Below are 20403 nucleotides of genomic sequence, written 5' to 3' on the forward strand. Positions count from 1 at the left end.
TTGTTGATGCAGACTCAGATGCCGATTGACTTGCACTTGTTGAAGCACTTGTTGATGCAGATTCTGAAGCTGATTGACTTGCGCTCGTTGAGGCACTTGTCGATGCTGACTCAGATGCTGATTGGCTTGCGCTTGTTGATGCAGACTCAGACGCTGATTGGCTTGCGCTGGTTGATGCAGACTCAGATGCTGATTGACTTGCGCTTGTTGAAGCACTTGTTGAGGCTGACTCAGAAGCTGATTGACTTGCACTTGTTGATGCACTTGTCGATGCTGATTCTGAAGCTGATTGACTTGCGCTCGTTGAGGCACTTGTCGATACTGACTCAGAAGCTGATTGACTTGCGCTCGTTGATGCACTTGTCGATGCTGATTCAGACGCTGATTGACTTGCGCTCGTTGAAGCACTTGTTGAAGCTGACTCAGACGCTGACTGACTTGCACTTGTTGAAGCGCTTTGGCTAGCACTCATTGAGACTGAATTAGACGCGCTTGTCGATGCACTTTGGCTCGCGCTCATTGAGACTGAATTAGACGCGCTTGTCGATGCACTTTGGCTCGCGCTCATTGAGACTGAATTAGACGCGCTTGTCGATGCACTTTGGCTAACGCTTCTTGATGTCACTGTACTTGCTGATGTCGATGTAGAAGCAGAGGTAGAACGTGAAGATACTATACTTTCAGAGGTTGATCTAGATGTGATTACACTCTCAGAAGTTGAGCGTGAGGTGATCACACTCTCAGATGTCGATCTAGATGTGATTACACTCGTTGAAACTGATGTTGATGATACAACACTTGTTGATAGAGAGGTACTATACTTCTCATTTGATAGGTCAACTTTTAGAGACTCTTTCGTACCATCCGTATACACAACCGTCACTGAACCATCCGCCGCAACATCAACTCTACTAATTGGAAGACCTGCGTTCTTCGTTCTTACTGCTTTACTAATCTCTTCTCTATCTTTCGGAGAAGGATTCGTTTTATTTGTTACCTGAATCGTGTCAGGTGTACTTGGAGTATACTTTTCACTCAATGGTGCTTGCTGAATACCATAAGCAACTCGTGTCTCATTCCCAGAGAAATCTTTCACACGAATATAGCGAGTCCAAGTATTACCACTTGCTTGACTGCCATCCCCATCCGGTCTGTATTGTTTATTTAGATTATAAGTAGCATCCGTAATGACTTGGCGACGTTGAGGATTTTCAGCACTTGCAGTGAAATCACCACCAGTACCACCTTCTACAGCAGCACCATTAGTATGAACATCCGAACCTAAAAGGGAAGCACCCGTTGGATTTCCGACACCTGAACTGTTATCATTCCATGCCTCAATGTTGGTAACCTTACCACTATTATCAGTCGTTTCAACCATGACACGGAAGGTATCCCCAGCAAAGATTTTACTCTTACCTGTCGTAGTATCCTTCTCAGCTTCTACCCAAACTTTGTTTACGCTGTCATAAACTTCTACCTTAACCTTAACCTTAGGAGCCACTTCTTCTCTTGTAATACTAGTTGAACTAGATGAACGCAAGGTTTCCATGCTATTATCTGGTTTTCTAACGTTCATCGTCTGTTCTACAGTAACAGTGCCAACAGGAAGAAGGCCTTGAGGAGTATTAGCAGCTGCTAGCTTCTCTTTCTCAAAGGTTACTGTATCTCCTGTAGCTACCTTTTCGAAAGTCTGATTATTGATTCTCAAGGTAACTGTTGCACCTGGACTTACATTTGTTACTGTAATACTACGTCCTGGAAGACCACCTTGTTGTTTAACTTGATCATCTGCAATTTGTGGGGTCTTCAAGTTAACCTTAATCGTTACAGGAACCAGTGTACTGTTACGGGCTGTATCAGTAGAACCTTGTGGTAAGATTACTTTAACTTTTCTAGTAATATAACCTGGAGTAGAAACAGCTGCTTCATTTAATGGGGTTTCCCATTCATAGCTTGTACCACTTGGTATTGCTGGTGTATTAGCAGTGTTTGTAATGGCTTCACCTGGAGTCGTGCTAATAGTGGACAACGGAGACATATTGCCTGCTGTTGTTTCATAAGTTTGTTTAGCAACTGGATCCACTACTGTATAAGTAAAGCTTGTCTCACTTGTCAAAGCAGGATCTTGTGTAGACGGAGTTCCAAAGCGTCCTGTTGGATAAGTCGCTACTACACGGTACTCTGTTTGATGCGCTTGAGTATTATTCCAAACACTACTAAATTCTGGTTTTCCACCAACTGGTGTTTTCTGTAGTGTGCCTGTACCATTTAAGTTACTATTCAATTTGTACTCATAGGTCCAGGTTGTATTTGCAGGAAGAGCTGCAACATTGGTATACAAGCTAGTATTGCCACCTATATTATTCGACAAGCTACCGCTAGCAGTTCGACCATTAGTACCGCCTTTGAAGCCATAGAATTGACCTGTAACCCTATTGTGAGTGTTGGTCTCAATCTTTTGGTAAATTCTGTAATTGTATGTTAAATCCGTAGTAGTGTTATCTGGATGAGTTACCGTTAAGGTTGCAGTTCTAAGATTCTCTCGATCTCCCATCGCTACCATTGTAGGAGCTTGACCTTGTTTCCATGCAAATCTTGTCCTACTAGGGAAGTCAGAAGCTCCGCCAACTGGACGGACAAGACTTCTTAGATTTATATTAGACAGCGACTCATCACTTACTGCATAGAATGTGTCAGTCGCTTTCTCCACACCATACTGAACATTGTTTGTGACTGTATCCGATGTTCTATCACGATAAGTAATAGTAACATCTCCATTATTAGCTACACTGATGGAACCTTCTTCAGATCCTTTTTTGTAGTCTGTACTTGAAAGAATGCTCGCATTGGCTGTTTTAAAATTAGCCAAGACTTGATTTCTTTCTGTTGGACTTAAATTTGTTTTATCATTTACTGCGACAGTCGCGCCACTCACAGGATTTTGTCGCTCATTGAATCCTTTGATATGGAAATTGGTAACAGCTCTAGCAGGCTGACCATCAATATCTGTAACGGTATATTCAAGAGGATAAGTACCTGGTCTATACGGTTCCCAAGCAGTACCTTTACGACCAACTGTTCCTGTTATATCAATGTTATATGATTTTTGGAATCCTGTTCGATTTCCTCTGTAGTCATAAGTCCACAAATCCCCTAGCCCTCTTCTAATAGTAGCAGGATAGTTTGGGGAAGTTATACCTGTAATAATAGCATTGGATGCAGAAGCACTGATTCTATCCATCCCTCTATCATCACGTAATTGTATCTGAAAATTAGTGACGGCATCATCATTATAAAAAGTGACATCAGATGGCATCGTAATCGTAGGCGGATTAGAGGCTGCACGGCTAGAGAGTGATGCTCTAGGGGACGCTCCTCTCTCTATCGCTTTTCCGTTACGACTATCACGTTGACCTGAATGTGCACCTAAAACGGCATTGACAATGGAATTACGAGCTAGAGTCGCTTTTTGTACTACTGATATCAAATCACTAGTCGGATCTGCCAAGGCTTTTTCAATCTCCGTAACAGCAGCATTCACTTTGCTAATGGCAGAGTTCGCATTCGGCAATCCTACAGCTTTTGCTAGGTACTCACCCATTTCAGCTGAGAGTTTTGCAAGCTTCTTACGATTTTCATCCTGTTGTTTAGTAGAAATCTCTGAAGATACTAATGTAGCAGCTGTAGCTCCAACAAGGCTAGTGATGCCTCCATTCTCCTCAAGTGGACCTCTATCCAATTTAGCAAGCCTCAATTCAGATATAGGAGATAAGTTAGATAATCCTTTTTTGCCTAATATATCTTCAGATTGAACTTCCAATCCGCTAACTGTTTCAGACATAGTAGTTGAAACCGAGTTGCTTACAGGTACTGTTGATTGGCTAGTATTTACAGAGGAAGAACCTAACAACGTCATCGAATCCATTATACTTGCGCTTGCTGAAACACTCTCTGAAGCACTAGAAATCGAAATACTCTCTGAAATGCTAGAAACAGAATTCATACTTTCTGAGACACTAGTAAATAAAGATTGAGAAATTGATAAACTCTCGCTCGCAACCTTACTTGTATCTACTTTTGAAGTGGTCCCTAAAACTACTGTATCATTTGTAACCAATAAATCTGGATTTTCTAATGTTTTTTCCAAAGCTACTGTTTCATTTGCGAAAACTTTAGTTTCAGTCGCAACAACTCCACCTAAGACAGCTCCTGTGGCAGCTATACCCTTTATAATATCCAATCCTGTAATCGAATGGTTATCTTTATCTTCTACTACTTCAGTCATGACTTGAGTCGTATCAACACCACCCCTCATAACCTTGAACAAGCCAAAAAGAGAGGTTGAAGCTCTCAACCAATGTTTTCCTGATTTAATTAACTTATAACGTGTCACACGGTCTGTCTCTCTATAACGACCATTCTGACGTCTAAAAAACATTTTCTACTCCTTTCCCAAACAAAAACTCAAATTCTCATCAAATTTAATCATACTCTTTAGTATACTTCAAATGCAAACAAAGGTCAATATGATATATACATCAAGCACCAATCAAAAACGAATAAATAAACACCTATTTAGATATACACATCGAAACACTATAATAACTCAAACTAATACTATTATATTTTCGAAATTACAACCCTTACTTATTTTTAATTTTATCCGCAAATATATTCAATCTCCCTGAAATTTTAAAATTTTTAGTTATCTAATTAATCAAAAATATTCCACAACATATTCAATCAAACAACACATTTTTTCTAAATAGAAGATAGAGTTTAATAATTCTATTTATATAGAGACCAACGATAATAGTCTTCAAAAACTCAAAACGTAACAGTAGTTATCCTCGCTTTATCCTAAATCTATCTGCGAACTTGTCATTATCTTCAATATCAACTCAATATTTTGAACTATATATGGCTAACTTTCTAGTTTGTGCCTTGATTTTTTCAAGTAAAATAAGACTATAAACTCCCTTAACTTTCTGAGACTTACACTTAAAAAAGCCCACAGACAATAGCATTCGTAAAACTTTACTAGTGGTGCAGCTATAGGCTGAACAAAACTTAATTACAGAACAGAATAATGAGGTAAAATAAAACGCACGAAAATTCCACGAGGTCAACTATAGTCAGAAAGCTGAACAACAAGCCAAAACGCCCAAAAAAGGCGGCAAAAAGCAAGCACCTGCAAGCAACGTGCCGAAATGGTCAAATCCTGATTATGTCAACGAATTAGACCCAAAAATCGTTGATATGCTAGTAGAATTTCACAAGTCACAAGGCACTTTGGAAACTCCCGAGGCGCAAGCAGAAATCGCCCAAAAACGTGAAGAAATCGAGCAAAGGAGAGCTGAGCTTGAGGATAAAAACAAGAGCTTTTGAAGCGCTTGGATAAATAGAATTTAGAAAACAGATAAAACTAAAAAGAATGTAGGGTTTATTTCCCTACATTCTTAAAATAACTTAGTACATAAATGACAATGCTGCCGCCGCCGTCAATATTGCAAGAACTATTTTCCAAATTTTTTTATTTTTTCCAAAAATCTTATCAGGTAACAAGCTTATTACAAGAAAGGTAATAAACAACACCAATTTTGTATATATCATTGAGAAGTTATCCAGTGTGGAGTTCCTTTTGGATACAGTCCTGCAAAAGCAATGATAACCCCTCGTCCGGCAGCATTATTATAAGCAATTAAAGCGGCAACAGACCCTAAACTAGCAGCTACAATTTTGGATATGGTTGGTTCAGGAATTAAAGCAGCAAGAGTAGCTACTCCACCAAATCCAGCAGCAAATTCATTGGCAGCAGTGCTATCTAAATAAATATCATATCCTTTCCAAGTATAAACGATTTTAGTATATCCTGAGAAGTCTCTGAAAGAATATTTAGGAGCTATTGTAATTGAGTTTTCGGTAAAAATAACATTATATAAGTCAGTGTCAGTGTTAGCTAATACCTCCTGCTTATATTTTTCAGTAATGGTAACTTTTTTAGCATCAAGATCCACGTCTAGATAGCCATTATCAGAGAGAGTTTCAACAACATCAATCTTATTAAGATTTCCTTGCACTGTTGTCTCTGTGACGGAATCAGCAACAACTGGATTCGCTCCTAAAACAGGAGCAATAACCCCTAAAGAAACAATACATACCCCTAAAAGGGCTGAAGTTTTTATTTGTTTATTCATAAGAATTCTCCTTTCTATAAACAAATTAAAATTGAAAGCTACATGATGCTTTCTTTACTGAATCGGCCTCTTCTGTATACGCTTACATTATATCATATCATATTATTGTTGTAAAGAAAAAAGGGCGAAAAATGTTTTAATCATACAAAAATCACGTTTATTTGATGCTGAGATGACGATTCTGAGAACCTCTCAGACTTTTTTGCGCACAACACATCGCTAGAAACTCCTACAGGCACAAGGGGTTTCATCGTTTTTTAGATACTTTCCTAAAAGAAAGTATCTTTCCGAAAAATTGAAGTTTTTCGGACTTTTTGTGAAATAAAGGAGAGGGGCGGATATTTCATAATAAAAGACACCAAATTATTTAATTTTGGTGTCTTTATCTGCTCTCTAAATATTTTAAATTGTTTATTTCTTAAGATTTTTTACTATTAAAAAAATGATGATTAGAAAGAGAGTTATAGTAAGAGCGACTGTCATCAAACCAAACATTCCCATTTTACTTCACCAGTGTAACTAGATAGTCTGCGTCGAGCTCTGCTCGAAGAGCTCCGTTCCAAGTTGGGCCGTTAATCCAAGGAACACCGAGTTGAAATGTGAAATATGCTGTTGCTCTCCTATTACTTTCATGCACTAAATTTGCGGAGTTTGTGCCTACTAGATGGAAATACCATAAATCATATGCGCTGGTAATGTTACGAGTATCTATTGTGATATAGAAGCCACAGTTAAATATCCCGCGTTTGTAACTTATATAATAAGTTCCGCTATTAGCTTTTTCACTATAAACTTGTTCCCATGCACTTCTAAAACTGGTTCGAGGTCTGTCAGCAACCTTTGTAACGGTAACTACATTTTCTTGCCCAGAATTATCTGTAAATACTTGTGTAGCAGAATCCCCAACTTTCATTACTAAAGATGTTCTTGTTTCATAACTACCGTTATTGTCAATATTTTCATCTGCCTTTGTAGTTGAAAATGTTGTTAAAAGCAATAAACTAGCAACTGCTGTTAAGAAAATCATAAAATTCTTTTTCATGATTTACTCCTCCTATCTTTTTAAAAGCATAGAATATTAAGAGAGTTTCTTGCATTTATGTTTACGCTTACATTTTACCATAAAAATCTTAAAATATCTAAAGTTAAATGACAATTGTGAGTGATTTTTCGGGACTGAAGTAGTTTATGATATAATTTAATAGACTCTGATGAGTCACTGATGATAAAGGTGTCTGCATCAAGCCGTCCGAGTTAATAAAATTCTAGGAGGTGCTTGAACATGGACTTACTAGAAACTTTTTTCTCAAGCTCATTAGTTACTTAGATTGTTACACAATCAAGTAAATTTACCGAACTACGACACGGAGTTTGGCAAATCGATTCCATTTACAAAACGTAGTTAGTAAGGTAGTTAGCTAGGCTACTTCCTACCAGTTACGACGGAAAAATCCACGAATCGATACCATTCGTGGACTTTGCCTAGTGAAGCGTTTAGATAAGCCTATTTTTACACCACTACACAGAGTTTAACAAATCGATTCTATTTGCCAAACGTAGTTAGTAAGGCAGTTAGCTAGACCACCCACTACCCCTTACGACGGAAAAATCCACGAATCGATAATATTCGTGGATTTTTCCTAGTGAAGCGTTTAGGTAAGGCGATTGTTACACTACGACACGGAGTTTGGCAAATCGATTCTATTTGCCAAACGTAGTTAGTAAGGCAGTTAGCTAGTTCGCCAAATAGCGACTAGCGTCCAACAATTAGGAACTTTAGTTCCAATTGTTGGTACTGAGTTACATTTTTTCTTCCAACTCTACATCTGGATACTTGTCCGCAAACCAGCGGAGGGCAAAGTCATTCTCAAAGAGGAAGACTGGTTGGTCAAAGCGGTCTTTGGCCAAGATATTGCGGCTTGATGACATGCGTTCATCCAAGTCCTCAGGCTTAATCCAACGAACGGTCTTTTTCCCCATTGGGCTCATGACTACTTCCGCATTGTACTCACCTTCCATACGGTGCTTAAAGACTTCAAACTGGAGTTGACCTACAGCTCCTAGCATGTACTCACCTGTTTGGTAATTCTTATAAAGCTGAACGGCTCCTTCTTGCACCAATTGCTCAATCCCCTTGTGGAAGGATTTCTGCTTCATGACATTCTTAGCAGAAACTTTCATGAAAATTTCAGGAGTAAAGGTTGGCAGGGGTTCAAATTCAAACTTGTTTTTTCCAACTGTCAAGGTATCTCCAACCTGATAAGTACCTGTATCGTAAACACCGATAATATCACCTGCCACGGCATTGGTCACATTCTCACGACTTTCCGCCATAAACTGAGTAACATTCGAAAGTTTAGCACCCTTACCAGTACGAGGCAGGTTGACACTCATGCCACGCTCAAATTCACCTGATACGATACGGACAAAGGCAATACGGTCACGGTGACGAGGATCCATGTTGGCTTGGATTTTAAAGACAAATCCTGAGAAATCCTTGTCGTGAGGATCCACAATTTCACCATCCGTTTTCTTATGCCCATGTGGTTCTGGAGCAAACTTGAGGAAGGTTTCAAGGAAGGTCTGCACACCAAAGTTTGTCAAAGCTGAACCGAAGAAGACTGGTGTCAATTCTCCAGCAAGGATAGCTTCCTCTGAGAATTCATTTCCAGCTTCATTTAAAAGCTCAATGTCATCCTTGACTTGCTCGTAGAAAGGATTGGTGCCAAAAAGCTCGTCCCCATCTTCTAGACTAGCGAAACGTTCATCCCCCTTGTAGAGTTCCAAGCGTTGGTTATAAAGGTCATACAAACCTTCAAAAGCTTTCCCCATACCGATTGGCCAGTTCATCGGATAGCTAGCAATGCCCAAGACTTCTTCCAACTCTTGCAAGAGATCCAAAGGCTCACGACCGTCACGGTCTAGCTTGTTCATAAAGGTAAAGACTGGAATACCACGGTGTTTCACAACCTCAAACAATTTCTTGGTTTGAGCCTCGATACCCTTGGCAGAATCCACGACCATGACCGCAGCATCCACCGCCATCAAGGTACGATAGGTATCTTCTGAAAAGTCCTCGTGCCCTGGGGTGTCTAGGATGTTGACGCGCTTACCATCGTAGTCAAACTGCATAACAGATGAAGTCACCGAAATCCCACGTTGCTTCTCGATATCCATCCAGTCAGACTTGGCAAAAGTCCCTGTTTTCTTTCCTTTTACGGTACCAGCCTCACGGATCTCGCCCCCAAAGTAGAGCAACTGCTCAGTAATAGTAGTTTTCCCCGCGTCCGGGTGGGAGATGATGGCAAAAGTACGACGTTTCTTAATTTCTTCTTGAATATTCATAAGTTCTCTTTCTTTGATTCTCTATTTTTCTTGTTTCAATAGCTAAGAATGATTTCTACATTGGATTTTACCATTCCTTTCAACACTCCATTATATCGGATTTTAGCATTTTTTTCAATTTCTATTTTATGTTAGACACTGCTAAAGTAGAACAATTCCCCTTGCAATTTTTTAAATAAATGTTACAATGAATATAGAAAAAGGTGTTGCGTCAACAACACCCTACAGAGCCGTTTAAGACGGTGGCTGTAATTATATAACTAAAAAAATAGCTCGTTAACTCGCCAAAGTTAGGACGGCTATTTTTTTGTCTCTTTTACCAATTCAAGGATGAACTTCAGGAGTGTGATAACAAAGTTACCAGCTACAAACATGAGCGTCAAAGCCTCAAAGGGTGACAAATCTGGTTACTCCTTTCTACTAAGATTTTACGGATTCTGCACATAAGCATCACCATCCTTTCGATTTCGTAACCACCGTCTTCACTTCTCTGTTATACCATTGTATCATATAATTTCCCCTTTGAAATCCTCTTTTTAAATTAATCATCATTAAAACACATTCTCTAGCCTCCACCTGTCTTTTTTCATCTTTCCTTCCCTTATTTATAGGAAAATATGGTAAAATAGAACAGACTAAAAATCATCATTTCACGAAAGGATGCAAGATGAAAATTACGCAAGAAGAGGTAACACACGTTGCCAATCTTTCAAAATTAAGATTCTCTGAAGAAGAAACTGCTGCCTTTGCGACAACCTTGTCTAAGATTGTAGACATGGTTGAATTGCTGGTCGTAGTTGACACAACTGGTGTTGCACCTACTACGACCATGGCTGACCGCAAGACTGTACTCCGCCCTGATGTGGCCGAAGAAGGAACAGACCGCGATCGCTTGTTTAAAAACGTACCTGAAAAAGACAACTACTATATCAAGGTACCAGCTATCCTAGACGATGGAGGAGATGCCTAATGACTTTCAACAATAAAACCATTGAAGACTTGCACAATCTCCTTGTCTCTAAGGAAATTTCAGCAACTGAATTGACACAAGCTACGCTTGAAGATATCAAGTCTCGAGAGACAACTATCAACGCCTTTGTTACTATCGCTGAGGAGCAGGCTCTTGCTCAAGCCAAAGCTATTGATGAAGCTGGAATTGACGCTGATAATGTCCTTTCAGGAATTCCACTTGCTGTTAAGGATAATATCTCTACAGACGGCATTCTCACAACTGCAGCCTCAAAAATGCTCTACAACTACGAGCCTATCTTTGATGCAACTGCTGTTACCAATGCAAAAGCTAAGGGAATGATTGTAGTTGGAAAGACCAACATGGACGAGTTTGCCATGGGTGGTTCAGGTGAGACTTCTCACTATGGTGCCACTAAAAATGCTTGGGACCACAGCAAGGTTCCTGGTGGTTCATCAAGTGGTTCTGCTGCAGCTGTAGCCTCAGGACAAGTACGATTGTCACTTGGTTCTGATACTGGTGGTTCTATCCGCCAACCAGCTGCCTTCAACGGAATCGTTGGTCTCAAACCAACCTACGGAACGGTTTCTCGTTTCGGTCTCATTGCCTTCGGTAGCTCATTAGACCAGATTGGACCTTTTGCACCAACTGTTAAGGAAAATGCCCTCTTGCTCAATGCTATTGCCAGCGAAGATGCTAAAGACTCTACTTCTGCTCCTGTCCGCATTGCCGACTTTACTTCAAAAATCGGTCAAGACATCAAAGGCATGAAAATAGCTTTACCTAAAGAATATCTTGGCGAAGGGATTGACCCAGAAGTTAAAGAAACCATTCTTAATGCTGCTAAACACTTTGAAAAACTTGGTGCTATTGTCGAAGAAGTCAGCCTTCCTCACTCTAAATACGGTGTTGCCGTCTACTACATCATCGCTTCATCAGAAGCTTCATCAAACTTGCAACGTTTTGACGGTATCCGTTACGGCTACCGCGCAGAAAATGCAACCAACCTTGATGAAATCTATGTAAACAGCCGTAGCCAAGGTTTCGGTGAAGAGGTGAAACGTCGTATCATGCTGGGTACTTTCAGTCTTTCATCAGGTTACTACGATGCCTACTACAAGAAAGCTGGTCAGGTTCGTACCCTTATCATTCAAGATTTCGAAAAAGTTTTTGCGGATTATGACTTGATTTTGGGTCCAACTGCTCCAAGCGTTGCCTATGACTTGGATTCGCTCAACCACGATCCAGTTGCTATGTACTTGGCTGACCTCTTGACCATCCCAGTCAACTTGGCAGGTCTCCCAGGAATTTCGATTCCTGCTGGATTCGCTCAAGGTCTACCTGTCGGTCTGCAATTGATTGGTCCTAAGTACTCTGAGGAAACCATTTACCAAGCTGCTGCTTCTTTTGAAGCAACAACAGACTACCACAAACAACAACCCGTGATTTTTGGAGGTGACAACTAATGAACTTTGAAACAGTCATTGGACTTGAAGTCCACGTAGAGCTCAACACCAATTCAAAAATCTTCTCACCTACTTCTGCCCACTTCGGAAATGACCAAAATGCCAACACTAACGTCATTGACTGGTCTTTCCCAGGAGTACTTCCGGTTCTCAACAAAGGTGTTGTTGATGCCGGTATCAAGGCAGCTCTTGCCCTCAATATGGACATCCACAAAAAGATGCACTTTGACCGCAAGAACTACTTCTATCCTGATAATCCTAAAGCCTACCAAATTTCTCAGTTTGATGAGCCAATCGGCTATAACGGTTGGATTGAAGTCGAGCTAGAAGACGGTACAACTAAAAAAATCGGTATTGAACGCGCTCACCTAGAAGAAGACGCTGGTAAAAACACCCACGGTACAGATGGCTACTCTTATGTTGACCTTAACCGCCAAGGGGTTCCTTTGATTGAGATTGTATCTGAAGCTGACATGCGTTCGCCAGAAGAAGCCTATGCTTACCTAACTGCCCTCAAGGAAGTTATCCAGTACGCTGGCATTTCTGACGTTAAGATGGAAGAAGGTTCCATGCGTGTGGATGCCAACATCTCCCTTCGTCCGTATGGTCAAGAGAAATTCGGTACCAAGACAGAGTTGAAGAACCTCAACTCCTTCTCAAACGTTCGCAAGGGTCTTGAATACGAAGTCCAACGTCAAGCTGAAATCCTACGCTCGGGGGGTCAAATCCGCCAAGAAACACGCCGTTACGATGAAGCTAATAAGGCAACCATCCTCATGCGTGTTAAGGAAGGAGCTGCAGACTACCGCTACTTCCCAGAACCAGACCTACCCCTCTTTGAAATTTCAGACGAGTGGATTGAGGAAATGCGTACAGAGTTGCCAGAGTTTCCGAAAGAACGCCGTGCGCGTTACGTGGCTGACCTTGGCTTGTCAGACTACGATGCCAGCCAGTTGACCGCAAACAAAGTCACTTCTGACTTCTTTGAAAAAGCTGTGGCTCTCGGAGGAGATGCTAAACAAGTCTCTAACTGGCTCCAAGGGGAAGTCGCTCAATTCTTGAACGCAGAAGGTAAGACGCTGGAACAAATCGAATTGACACCAGAAAACTTGGTTGAAATGATTGCCATCATCGAAGACGGCACGATCTCTTCTAAGATTGCTAAAAAAGTCTTTGTCCACCTAGCTAAAAATGGCGGTGGAGCGCGTGAATACGTGGAAAAAGCAGGTATGGTTCAGATCTCAGATCCAGCTATCTTGATTCCAATTATCCACCAAGTCTTTGCCGATAACGAAGCTGCTGTTGCCGACTTCAAGTCAGGTAAACGTAATGCAGATAAGGCCTTCACAGGATTCCTTATGAAAGCAACCAAAGGCCAAGCCAACCCACAAGTCGCCCTTAAACTCCTTGCCCAAGAATTAGCGAAGTTGAAAGAAGATTAATATGTAAAAGAAACCAGCCTTGAGGTTGGTTTTTTGCTCCTACCATGTCTCAATAACTATTTTGGCTTTATTTCCAGAAGATTTTATGGTAAAATGAAGAGTAATAATATTTATTAAAGAGGTAAAAACATGATTGAAGCAAGCAAATTGAAAGCTGGTATGACATTTGAAACTGCAGACGGAAAATTAATCCGCGTTTTGGAAGCTAGCCACCACAAACCAGGTAAAGGGAACACGATCATGCGTATGAAATTGCGTGATGTCCGTACTGGTTCTACATTTGACACAAGCTACCGTCCAGAAGAAAAATTCGAACAAGCTATTATCGAAACTGTTCCAGCTCAATACTTGTACAAAATGGATGAAACTGCCTACTTCATGAACACTGAAACTTACGACCAATACGAAATCCCAGTCGTAAATGTTGAAAATGAATTGCTTTACATCCTTGAAAACTCTGATGTAAAAATCCAATTCTACGGAACTGAAGTAATCGGTGTAACTGTACCAACTACTGTTGAATTGACAGTCGCTGAAACACAACCATCTATCAAAGGTGCTACTGTTACAGGTTCTGGTAAACCAGCAACTATGGAAACTGGACTTGTTGTCAATGTTCCAGACTTCATCGAAGCTGGACAAAAATTGATCATCAACACTGCAGAAGGAACTTACGTTTCTCGTGCCTAATCTCTAGAAAGAGGTCATTCTATGGGAATTGAAGAACAATTTGGCGAAATCGTTATCGCTCCACGTGTACTTGAAAAAATCATTGCCATCGCAACTGCTAAAGTTGAAGGTGTCCACTCATTTTCAAATAAATCCGTATCTGATACCCTATCAAAACTCTCTCTTGGTCGTGGCGTCTACTTAAAAGAAAGCAACGAAGAACTAACTGCTGACATCTATCTCTACCTTGAGTACGGTGTGAAAGTACCAAAAGTGGCTCTTGCGATTCAAAAAGCAGTTAAAGATGCTGTCCGAGATATGGCTGATGTTGAACTTGTTGCTGTCAACATCCATGTTGCAGGAATCGTTCCAGATAAAACACCAAAACCTGAGTTGAAAGATCTATTTAACGAGGACTTCCTCAATGACTAGTCCATTATTAGAATCTAGACGCGAACTTCGAAAATGCGCTTTTCAAGCTCTCATGAGCCTTGAGTTCGGCACAGATATGGAAACAGCTTGTCGCTTTGCCTACACGCATGACCGTGAAGATGAAGATGTGCAAATCCCTGCCTTTCTTCTGAACTTGGTTTCTGGTATTCAAGCTCAAAAAGACGAGTTGGATAAACAAATCAACCAGCACCTCAAATCAGGCTGGACAGTTGAACGCTTGACCTTGGTCGAAAAAAACTTACTACGCTTAGGTATCTTTGAAATCACTTCATTTGATACACCTCAGCTGGTAGCAGTCAATGAAGCCATTGAACTTGCCAAGAATTTTTCAGATCAAAAATCAGCCCGCTTTATCAACGGACTGCTTAGTCAATTTGTAACTGAAGAAAATGAATAATCGAAAAGGTGTTTGGTCTTCCAAGCACCTTTTGACTTTCCCCTCTGCACAGAGTAATACTCTTCGAAAATCTCTTCAAACCGCGTCAACGTCGGCTTGTCGTATAGATGTTACTGACTTCGTCAGTCTTATCTACAACCTCAAAGCAGTGCTTTGAGCAACCTGCGGCTAGTTTCCTAGTTTGCTCTTTGATTTTCATTGAGTATAAGAAGCACATAAAAACTAGAACTGACTGCCAGTTCTAGTTTTTATGTATTCTGAGGTATTAGTATTTTCTAAATCGTTGGTAACGCTCTTCCAACAACTCTTCTAACGGTTTTTGTGAAAGTCTAGCTAGCTCAACTTGAAGTTCTTCTTTGACATTCTTAATCAGTTCTTTGCTAGAAAGTCCTGCTTCAGAAATCACCTTATCCACCACTGCCATTTCTAACAGTTCATGCGAAGTGATTTTCATCAGTTCTGCCGCTTCCATGGCACGACTGCCGTCCTTCCATAGAATGGAAGCAAAGCCTTCTGGACTGAGAATGGCATAGATAGAATTTTCCAGCATCCAGACACGGTCTGCGACTGCCAGAGCCAGAGCCCCACCTGAACCACCTTCACCGATAATGATGGCGATAATCGGAACTTTTAGATCACTCATTTCCATGAGATTGCGAGCAATAGCTTCCCCTTGACCACGTTCTTCCGCTCCGACACCAGGATAAGCACCTGCTGTATTAATAAAGGTCACTACTGGACGGCCAAATTTTTCAGCCTGTTTCATCAACCGTAGAGCCTTGCGGTAACCTTCTGGATGCGGTTGGCCAAAATTCCGTTTTAGGTTATCTTGTAAACTCTTGCCTTTTTGGATACCAACTACTGTTACAGCTTGGTCTCCAAGCCAACCAATACCACCAACAACTGCACCATCATCACGAAAAGAACGGTCGCCGTGTAATTGGATAAAGTCATCAAAAATGCCTGTCGCAAAGTCCAAGGTTGTCAAGCGACTCTGCTCACGCGCTTCTCTGACTATTTTTGCAATATTCATCTAGGATTCCCTCCATGCAATCTGACTAGACTAGCAATCGTATCTGGCAAGTCTCTTCTTTTGACAATAGCATCTACAAAACCATGTTCCAATAGGAATTCTGCCTTTTGGAACCCCTCAGGCAAGCTTTCACGAACCGTATTTTCAATCACACGACGCCCAGCAAAACCGACCAAGCTCTGTGGTTCAGCCAGAATGATATCTCCTTCCATAGCGAAAGAAGCTGTTACACCACCTGTCGTTGGATCTGTCAAAATGGTCAGGTAAAAGAGACCTGCATTTGAATGGCGTTTAACCGCTGCAGAAATCTTGGCCATCTGCATGAGACTCATGATTCCTTCCTGCATACGAGCTCCACCAGAGGCTGTGAAGAGAACAACTGGCAATTGTTCGACAGTCGCATACTCAAACAAGCGAGTAATTTTTTCCCCTACAACCGTACCCATAGATGCCATGATAAAGTTGGAATCCATAATCCCAAGAGCCACAGTCTGACCTTTAATAAGAGCTGTTCCTGTCACAACAGCTTCATCCAGCCCTGTTTTTTCACGCATAGCTGATAGTTTCTTTTGATAACCAGGGAAATGCAAGGGATCCTTGCTTTCAATCCCTGTAAACAATTCCTTGAAGGTTCCCATATCAATTGTCAAAGCCAAGCGTTCTTGGGCAGAAATACGAAAGGTATAGCTACAATGTGGACAGATACGCTCACTTCCCAGATCCTTCTGATAGATGGTGTGCTTACAGCCTGGACACTTAGAAAATAATTCATCTGGAACCTCTGGCTTGGCTTGAGGTTTTTCCCTAACCGAACGATTGGGATTGATTCGAATATACTTATCTTTTTTACTAAATAGAGCCATTGATTCCCCTTTTCGGTTTAAACTCTTAAAGTCATTTTATTCTTTTTCTTGATATTTAGGTAAGAAGGTTTCCATCAAGAAGGAAGTATCATAATCCCCAGCAATGACATTGCGATCTGAAATGAGGTCAAGCTGGAAATCTGCATTGGTCTGCACCCCTTCTATCTCTAGTTCATAGAGGGCACGTTGCATTTTCATCAAGGCATCAAAACGATTTTCGCCGTGTACGATGATTTTGGCAATCATACTATCATAATAAGGTGGAATGGTATAGCCTGGATAAACTGCTGAATCCACGCGCAAGCCAACTCCTCCACTTGGCAGATGGAGATTGGTAATCTTACCTGGACTTGGAGCAAAGTTAAAGGCTGGGTTTTCTGCATTGATACGACACTCGATAGCATGTCCTCTTAGAACAATATCTTCTTGCTTAACAGACAGAGGTTGACCTGCCGCAATGCGAATTTGTTCCTTAACGATATCCACACCTGAAACAAATTCTGTTACTGGATGTTCTACTTGTACACGAGTATTCATCTCCATAAAATAGAATTTACCGCTAGCTTCATCAAGAAGAAACTCAATGGTCCCTGCATTCTCATAGCCAACAGACTCTGCCGCTCGAACAGCAGCAGCACCGATTTCATGGCGCAGTGTTTTTCCGATTGCAATCGAAGGACTTTCTTCCAAAACCTTTTGATTATTCCGTTGAAGAGAACAATCCCGTTCTCCCAAGTGAATTACATGTCCATGCTCATCTCCTAGGATTTGAACCTCGATGTGACGAGCTGGATAGATGACCCGTTCTATGTACATGGCACCATTGCCATAATTGGCCTTGGCTTCACTAGAGGCAGTTTCAAAGGCTGAAACGAGGTCGTCTGGTTTTTCAACCTTACGAATCCCTTTACCACCTCCACCTGCTGAAGCCTTGAGCATAACAGGATAGCCAATTTTTTCAGCAACAATCAAAGCTTCCTCAGAGTCATGCACTTCTCCATCCGAACCTGGAATAACAGGTACACCTGCTTTAATCATCTGAGCGCGCGCATTGATCTTATCCCCCATCATATCCATAACATGGCCAGATGGACCGATAAACTTGATTCCCACCTCTTCACACATGGTAGCAAATTTGGAATTTTCACTGAGAAATCCAAAACCCGGGTGAATGGCTTCTGCCTCAGTCAAGACTGCAGCTGATAGAACCGCATTAATATTGAGATAAGACTCTGTAGCCTTACCAGGACCGATACAAACCGCTTCATCTGCCAAAAGTGTATGAAGGGCTTCCTTATCAGCAGTTGAATAAACCGCTACCGTCGCAATCCCTAATTCACGCGCCGCACGGATAATACGAACCGCAATTTCACCACGATTGGCAATTAAAATTTTTCGAAACATGGAGAACCTCCTTAGTTCCCTATTGCAAAGGTAAGAGTACCACTAGCTGCAAGCTTGCCATCCACTTCAGCCTTTGCTTTAACCACGGCAATGGTACCGCGACGTTTTACAAAGGTCGCCGTCATAACTAATTGGTCACCTGGTACAACTTGCTTCTTGAATTTAACCTTGTCCATACCAGCGTAAAAGACCAGTTTTCCTTTATTTTCAGGTTTTGACAACTCCAAGACACCAGCTGTTTGCGCCAAGGCTTCCATGATAAGAACACCTGGCATGACAGGATATTGAGGAAAATGACCGTTGAAGAAGGGCTCGTTAATGGTCACATTTTTGATAGCAACAATGGTGTCCTCGCTCACTTCCAAGACACGGTCTACTAGGAGCATAGGATAACGGTGGGGAAGGGCTTCTTTGATTCCTTGAATATCGATCATTTGATACGTACCAATCCTTTACCAAACTCAACCATTTCTTCATTTGAAACGAGAATTTCTGTTACCACACCATCCTTAGGAGCTGGGATTTCATTCATGACTTTCATGGCTTCGATAATTACCAATGTTTGACCTTTTTTAACACTATCACCAACTGTAACGAATGCAGGTTTATCTGGTCCAGCAGCCAAGTAAGCCACCCCAACAAGTGGGCTCTCTACAAGATCTCCCTCAGCAGCCACGCTTGCTTCAGCTGGCGTCGAAGTCTCTTCCACTACAGTCTCTGCTGGAGCAGATGTAGGAACTACTGGACTAGGTGTTGCTAGAACTGGTGCTGGAGCAACTTGAGGTGCAACTTCAGATACAAGTCTCGCTTCATTCTTGCTAAACTCCAACTCATCCGTCCCATTCTTATAAGAAAATTCTCTCAAACTTGACTGGTCAAATTGAGCCATCAAGTCTTTAATATCGTTTAAATTCATACTTACTTATTCTCCCAACGTTTGAAAGCAAGAACTGCATTGTGGCCACCAAAACCAAAGGTATTTGAAATAGCGTATGGAATTTCTTGCTCCAAGCCTTGTCCATAAACGACATTGGCTTCGATATAGTCTGATACTTCGCTTGTCCCAGCTGTCATTGGTACAAAGTTATGACGCATAGCTTCGATTGTGACGATAGCTTCTACCGCGCCTGCAGCACCCAGCAAATGTCCTGTGAATGACTTGGTTGATGATACAGGCACTTCCTTACCAAGAACAGCTACGATCGCACCACTTTCTCCTTTTTCATTGGCAGGAGTTGAGGTTCCGTGAGCATTGACATAGGCTACTTGTTCTGGGGAAATCTCAGCTTCTTCCAAGGCTAGTTTGATGGCCTTGATAGCTCCCTGACCTTCTGGATGAGGAGAAGTCATGTGGTAGGCATCACAGGTATGTCCATAACCAACCACTTCAGCGAGTATCGTTGCCCCACGTTTTTCTGCATGTTCAAGACTTTCAAGAACCAACATTCCTGAACCTTCTCCCATGACAAAACCATTGCGGTCCTTGTCAAATGGAATTGAAGCGCGACTTGGATCCTCTGTAGTTGAAAGAGCTGTTAGGGCTTGGAAACCTGCGATAGCAAAAGGTGTAATAGAAGCTTCTGAACCACCTACCAACATAACATCTTGGAAACCAAATTTAATTGAGCGGAAGGCATCCCCAATCGCATCATTTGATGAAGCGCAGGCAGTATTGATGGATTTACAAACACCGTTTGCTCCAAAACGCATAGCGACATTTCCTGAAGCCATATTTGGCAATGCTTTTGGAAGGGTCAATGGTTTCACACGTTTTGGTCCTTTGTCATTTAGGCGAATCACTTGATCTTCAATTTCTTTGATTCCACCAATACCTGAGGCAACGATAACACCAAAACGATCTTTATCAAGAGCCTCTACATCCAAATTGGCATGATTAACAGCTTCTTGGGCCGCATACAAGGCATATAAAGAATAGTTATCAAAACGATTGGTATCTTTCTTTACAAAGTATTTATCAAAAGGAAAATCTTGGATTTCTGCCGCATTATGCACATCAAAGTCACTATGATCAAATTTTGTAATTTGACCAATTCCGATTTTTCCAGTTGTCAAACTATTCCAAAATTCTTCTGGTGTATTTCCGATTGGAGATGTTACTCCATAACCTGTTACTACTACGCGATTTAGTTTCATCTTTTTC

At 41.3% G+C, this 20403-nt stretch carries 17 protein-coding genes and 1 pseudogene; 7 read left to right on the top strand and 11 right to left on the bottom strand.

The features are described from left to right. A partial coding sequence (locus RWO85_RS05885; RefSeq protein ID WP_314414649.1) for an accessory Sec-dependent serine-rich glycoprotein adhesin occupies window positions 1-4441 on the bottom strand: 4441 nt, incomplete at its 3' end. Window positions 4442-5205: 764 nt separating this feature from the next. On the opposite strand from RWO85_RS05885, the pseudogene RWO85_RS05890 reads away from it, so the two are divergent. After that, window positions 5206-5408: pseudogene (locus RWO85_RS05890) on the top strand (hypothetical protein). Between the two features lie 204 nt (window positions 5409-5612). Here RWO85_RS05890 and RWO85_RS05895 read toward each other — a convergent pair. From RWO85_RS05895 to RWO85_RS05910, 4 genes are all read right to left on the bottom strand, one after another. Next, window positions 5613-6200 (bottom strand): ABC transporter ATP-binding protein, encoded by a 588-nt coding sequence (locus RWO85_RS05895; RefSeq protein WP_314414650.1) that lies wholly within the window; start codon window positions 6198-6200, stop codon window positions 5613-5615. Between the two features lie 502 nt (window positions 6201-6702). Next, window positions 6703-7242, bottom strand: a complete 540-nt coding sequence (locus RWO85_RS05900; RefSeq protein ID WP_314414652.1) for a DUF5626 family protein — start codon at window positions 7240-7242, stop codon at window positions 6703-6705. A gap of 758 nt (window positions 7243-8000) precedes the next feature. Further along, window positions 8001-9545 (bottom strand): peptide chain release factor 3, encoded by a 1545-nt coding sequence (locus RWO85_RS05905; RefSeq protein ID WP_314414654.1) that lies wholly within the window; start codon window positions 9543-9545, stop codon window positions 8001-8003. Between the two features lie 299 nt (window positions 9546-9844). Then, the gene (locus RWO85_RS05910; protein WP_232610068.1) at window positions 9845-9919 is read right to left on the bottom strand and encodes a hypothetical protein; all 75 of its coding nucleotides are present in this window, start codon (window positions 9917-9919) and stop codon (window positions 9845-9847) included. Window positions 9920-10212: 293 nt separating this feature from the next. Here RWO85_RS05910 and gatC point away from each other — a divergent pair, with 293 nt between their 5' ends. The 6 genes from gatC (at window position 10213) to nusB (ending at window position 14942) form a co-directional block, all read left to right on the top strand. Further along, on the top strand, window positions 10213-10515 hold the full coding sequence (gatC, locus tag RWO85_RS05915) for an Asp-tRNA(Asn)/Glu-tRNA(Gln) amidotransferase subunit GatC (RefSeq protein ID WP_314414656.1): 303 nt from the start codon (window positions 10213-10215) through the stop codon (window positions 10513-10515). Further along, complete coding sequence (gene gatA / locus RWO85_RS05920; protein WP_314414658.1) at window positions 10515-11981, top strand: Asp-tRNA(Asn)/Glu-tRNA(Gln) amidotransferase subunit GatA; 1467 nt, start codon at window positions 10515-10517, stop codon at window positions 11979-11981. The genes gatC and gatA overlap by 1 nt, the downstream gene beginning before the upstream one ends. Continuing rightward, complete coding sequence (gene gatB / locus RWO85_RS05925) at window positions 11981-13423, top strand: Asp-tRNA(Asn)/Glu-tRNA(Gln) amidotransferase subunit GatB (protein ID WP_054393239.1); 1443 nt, start codon at window positions 11981-11983, stop codon at window positions 13421-13423. The genes gatA and gatB overlap by 1 nt, the downstream gene beginning before the upstream one ends. Before the next feature lie 129 nt (window positions 13424-13552). After that, window positions 13553-14113 (top strand): elongation factor P, encoded by a 561-nt coding sequence (efp, locus tag RWO85_RS05930; RefSeq protein WP_000568643.1) that lies wholly within the window; start codon window positions 13553-13555, stop codon window positions 14111-14113. A 21-nt stretch (window positions 14114-14134) separates the two neighbouring features. After that, complete coding sequence (locus RWO85_RS05935) at window positions 14135-14524, top strand: Asp23/Gls24 family envelope stress response protein (protein ID WP_314414660.1); 390 nt, start codon at window positions 14135-14137, stop codon at window positions 14522-14524. Next, window positions 14517-14942, top strand: coding sequence for a transcription antitermination factor NusB (gene nusB, locus RWO85_RS05940; protein ID WP_314414661.1), 426 nt, complete (start codon window positions 14517-14519; stop codon window positions 14940-14942). The genes RWO85_RS05935 and nusB overlap by 8 nt, the downstream gene beginning before the upstream one ends. Before the next feature lie 265 nt (window positions 14943-15207). On the opposite strand, the gene RWO85_RS05945 is transcribed toward nusB, so the two are convergent. Genes RWO85_RS05945 through fabF form a run of 6 tightly spaced genes read right to left on the bottom strand, consistent with a single transcriptional unit; the run spans window position 15208 to window position 20396 of the window. Continuing rightward, entirely contained in the window at window positions 15208-15975 is a 768-nt protein-coding gene (locus RWO85_RS05945; RefSeq protein WP_314414662.1) for an acetyl-CoA carboxylase carboxyl transferase subunit alpha, read from the bottom strand. Beyond that, complete coding sequence (gene accD, locus RWO85_RS05950; protein WP_314414664.1) at window positions 15972-16838, bottom strand: acetyl-CoA carboxylase, carboxyltransferase subunit beta; 867 nt, start codon at window positions 16836-16838, stop codon at window positions 15972-15974. The genes RWO85_RS05945 and accD overlap by 4 nt, the downstream gene beginning before the upstream one ends. A 36-nt stretch (window positions 16839-16874) precedes the next feature. After that, window positions 16875-18242, bottom strand: coding sequence for an acetyl-CoA carboxylase biotin carboxylase subunit (accC, locus tag RWO85_RS05955; protein ID WP_314414665.1), 1368 nt, complete (start codon window positions 18240-18242; stop codon window positions 16875-16877). Between the two features lie 11 nt (window positions 18243-18253). After that, the gene (gene fabZ, locus RWO85_RS05960; RefSeq protein WP_314414666.1) at window positions 18254-18676 is read right to left on the bottom strand and encodes a 3-hydroxyacyl-ACP dehydratase FabZ; all 423 of its coding nucleotides are present in this window, start codon (window positions 18674-18676) and stop codon (window positions 18254-18256) included. Next, on the bottom strand, window positions 18673-19158 hold the full coding sequence (gene accB / locus RWO85_RS05965; RefSeq protein WP_314414667.1) for an acetyl-CoA carboxylase biotin carboxyl carrier protein: 486 nt from the start codon (window positions 19156-19158) through the stop codon (window positions 18673-18675). The genes fabZ and accB overlap by 4 nt, the downstream gene beginning before the upstream one ends. 2 nt (window positions 19159-19160) lie before the next feature. Then, window positions 19161-20396, bottom strand: coding sequence for a beta-ketoacyl-ACP synthase II (gene fabF, locus RWO85_RS05970; protein WP_223336115.1), 1236 nt, complete (start codon window positions 20394-20396; stop codon window positions 19161-19163). Window positions 20397-20403 lie beyond the last annotated feature (7 nt).

It is taken from the genome of uncultured Streptococcus sp., from assembly GCF_963521865.1.
In the GTDB taxonomy this organism is placed as follows: Bacteria; Bacillota; Bacilli; order Lactobacillales; family Streptococcaceae; genus Streptococcus.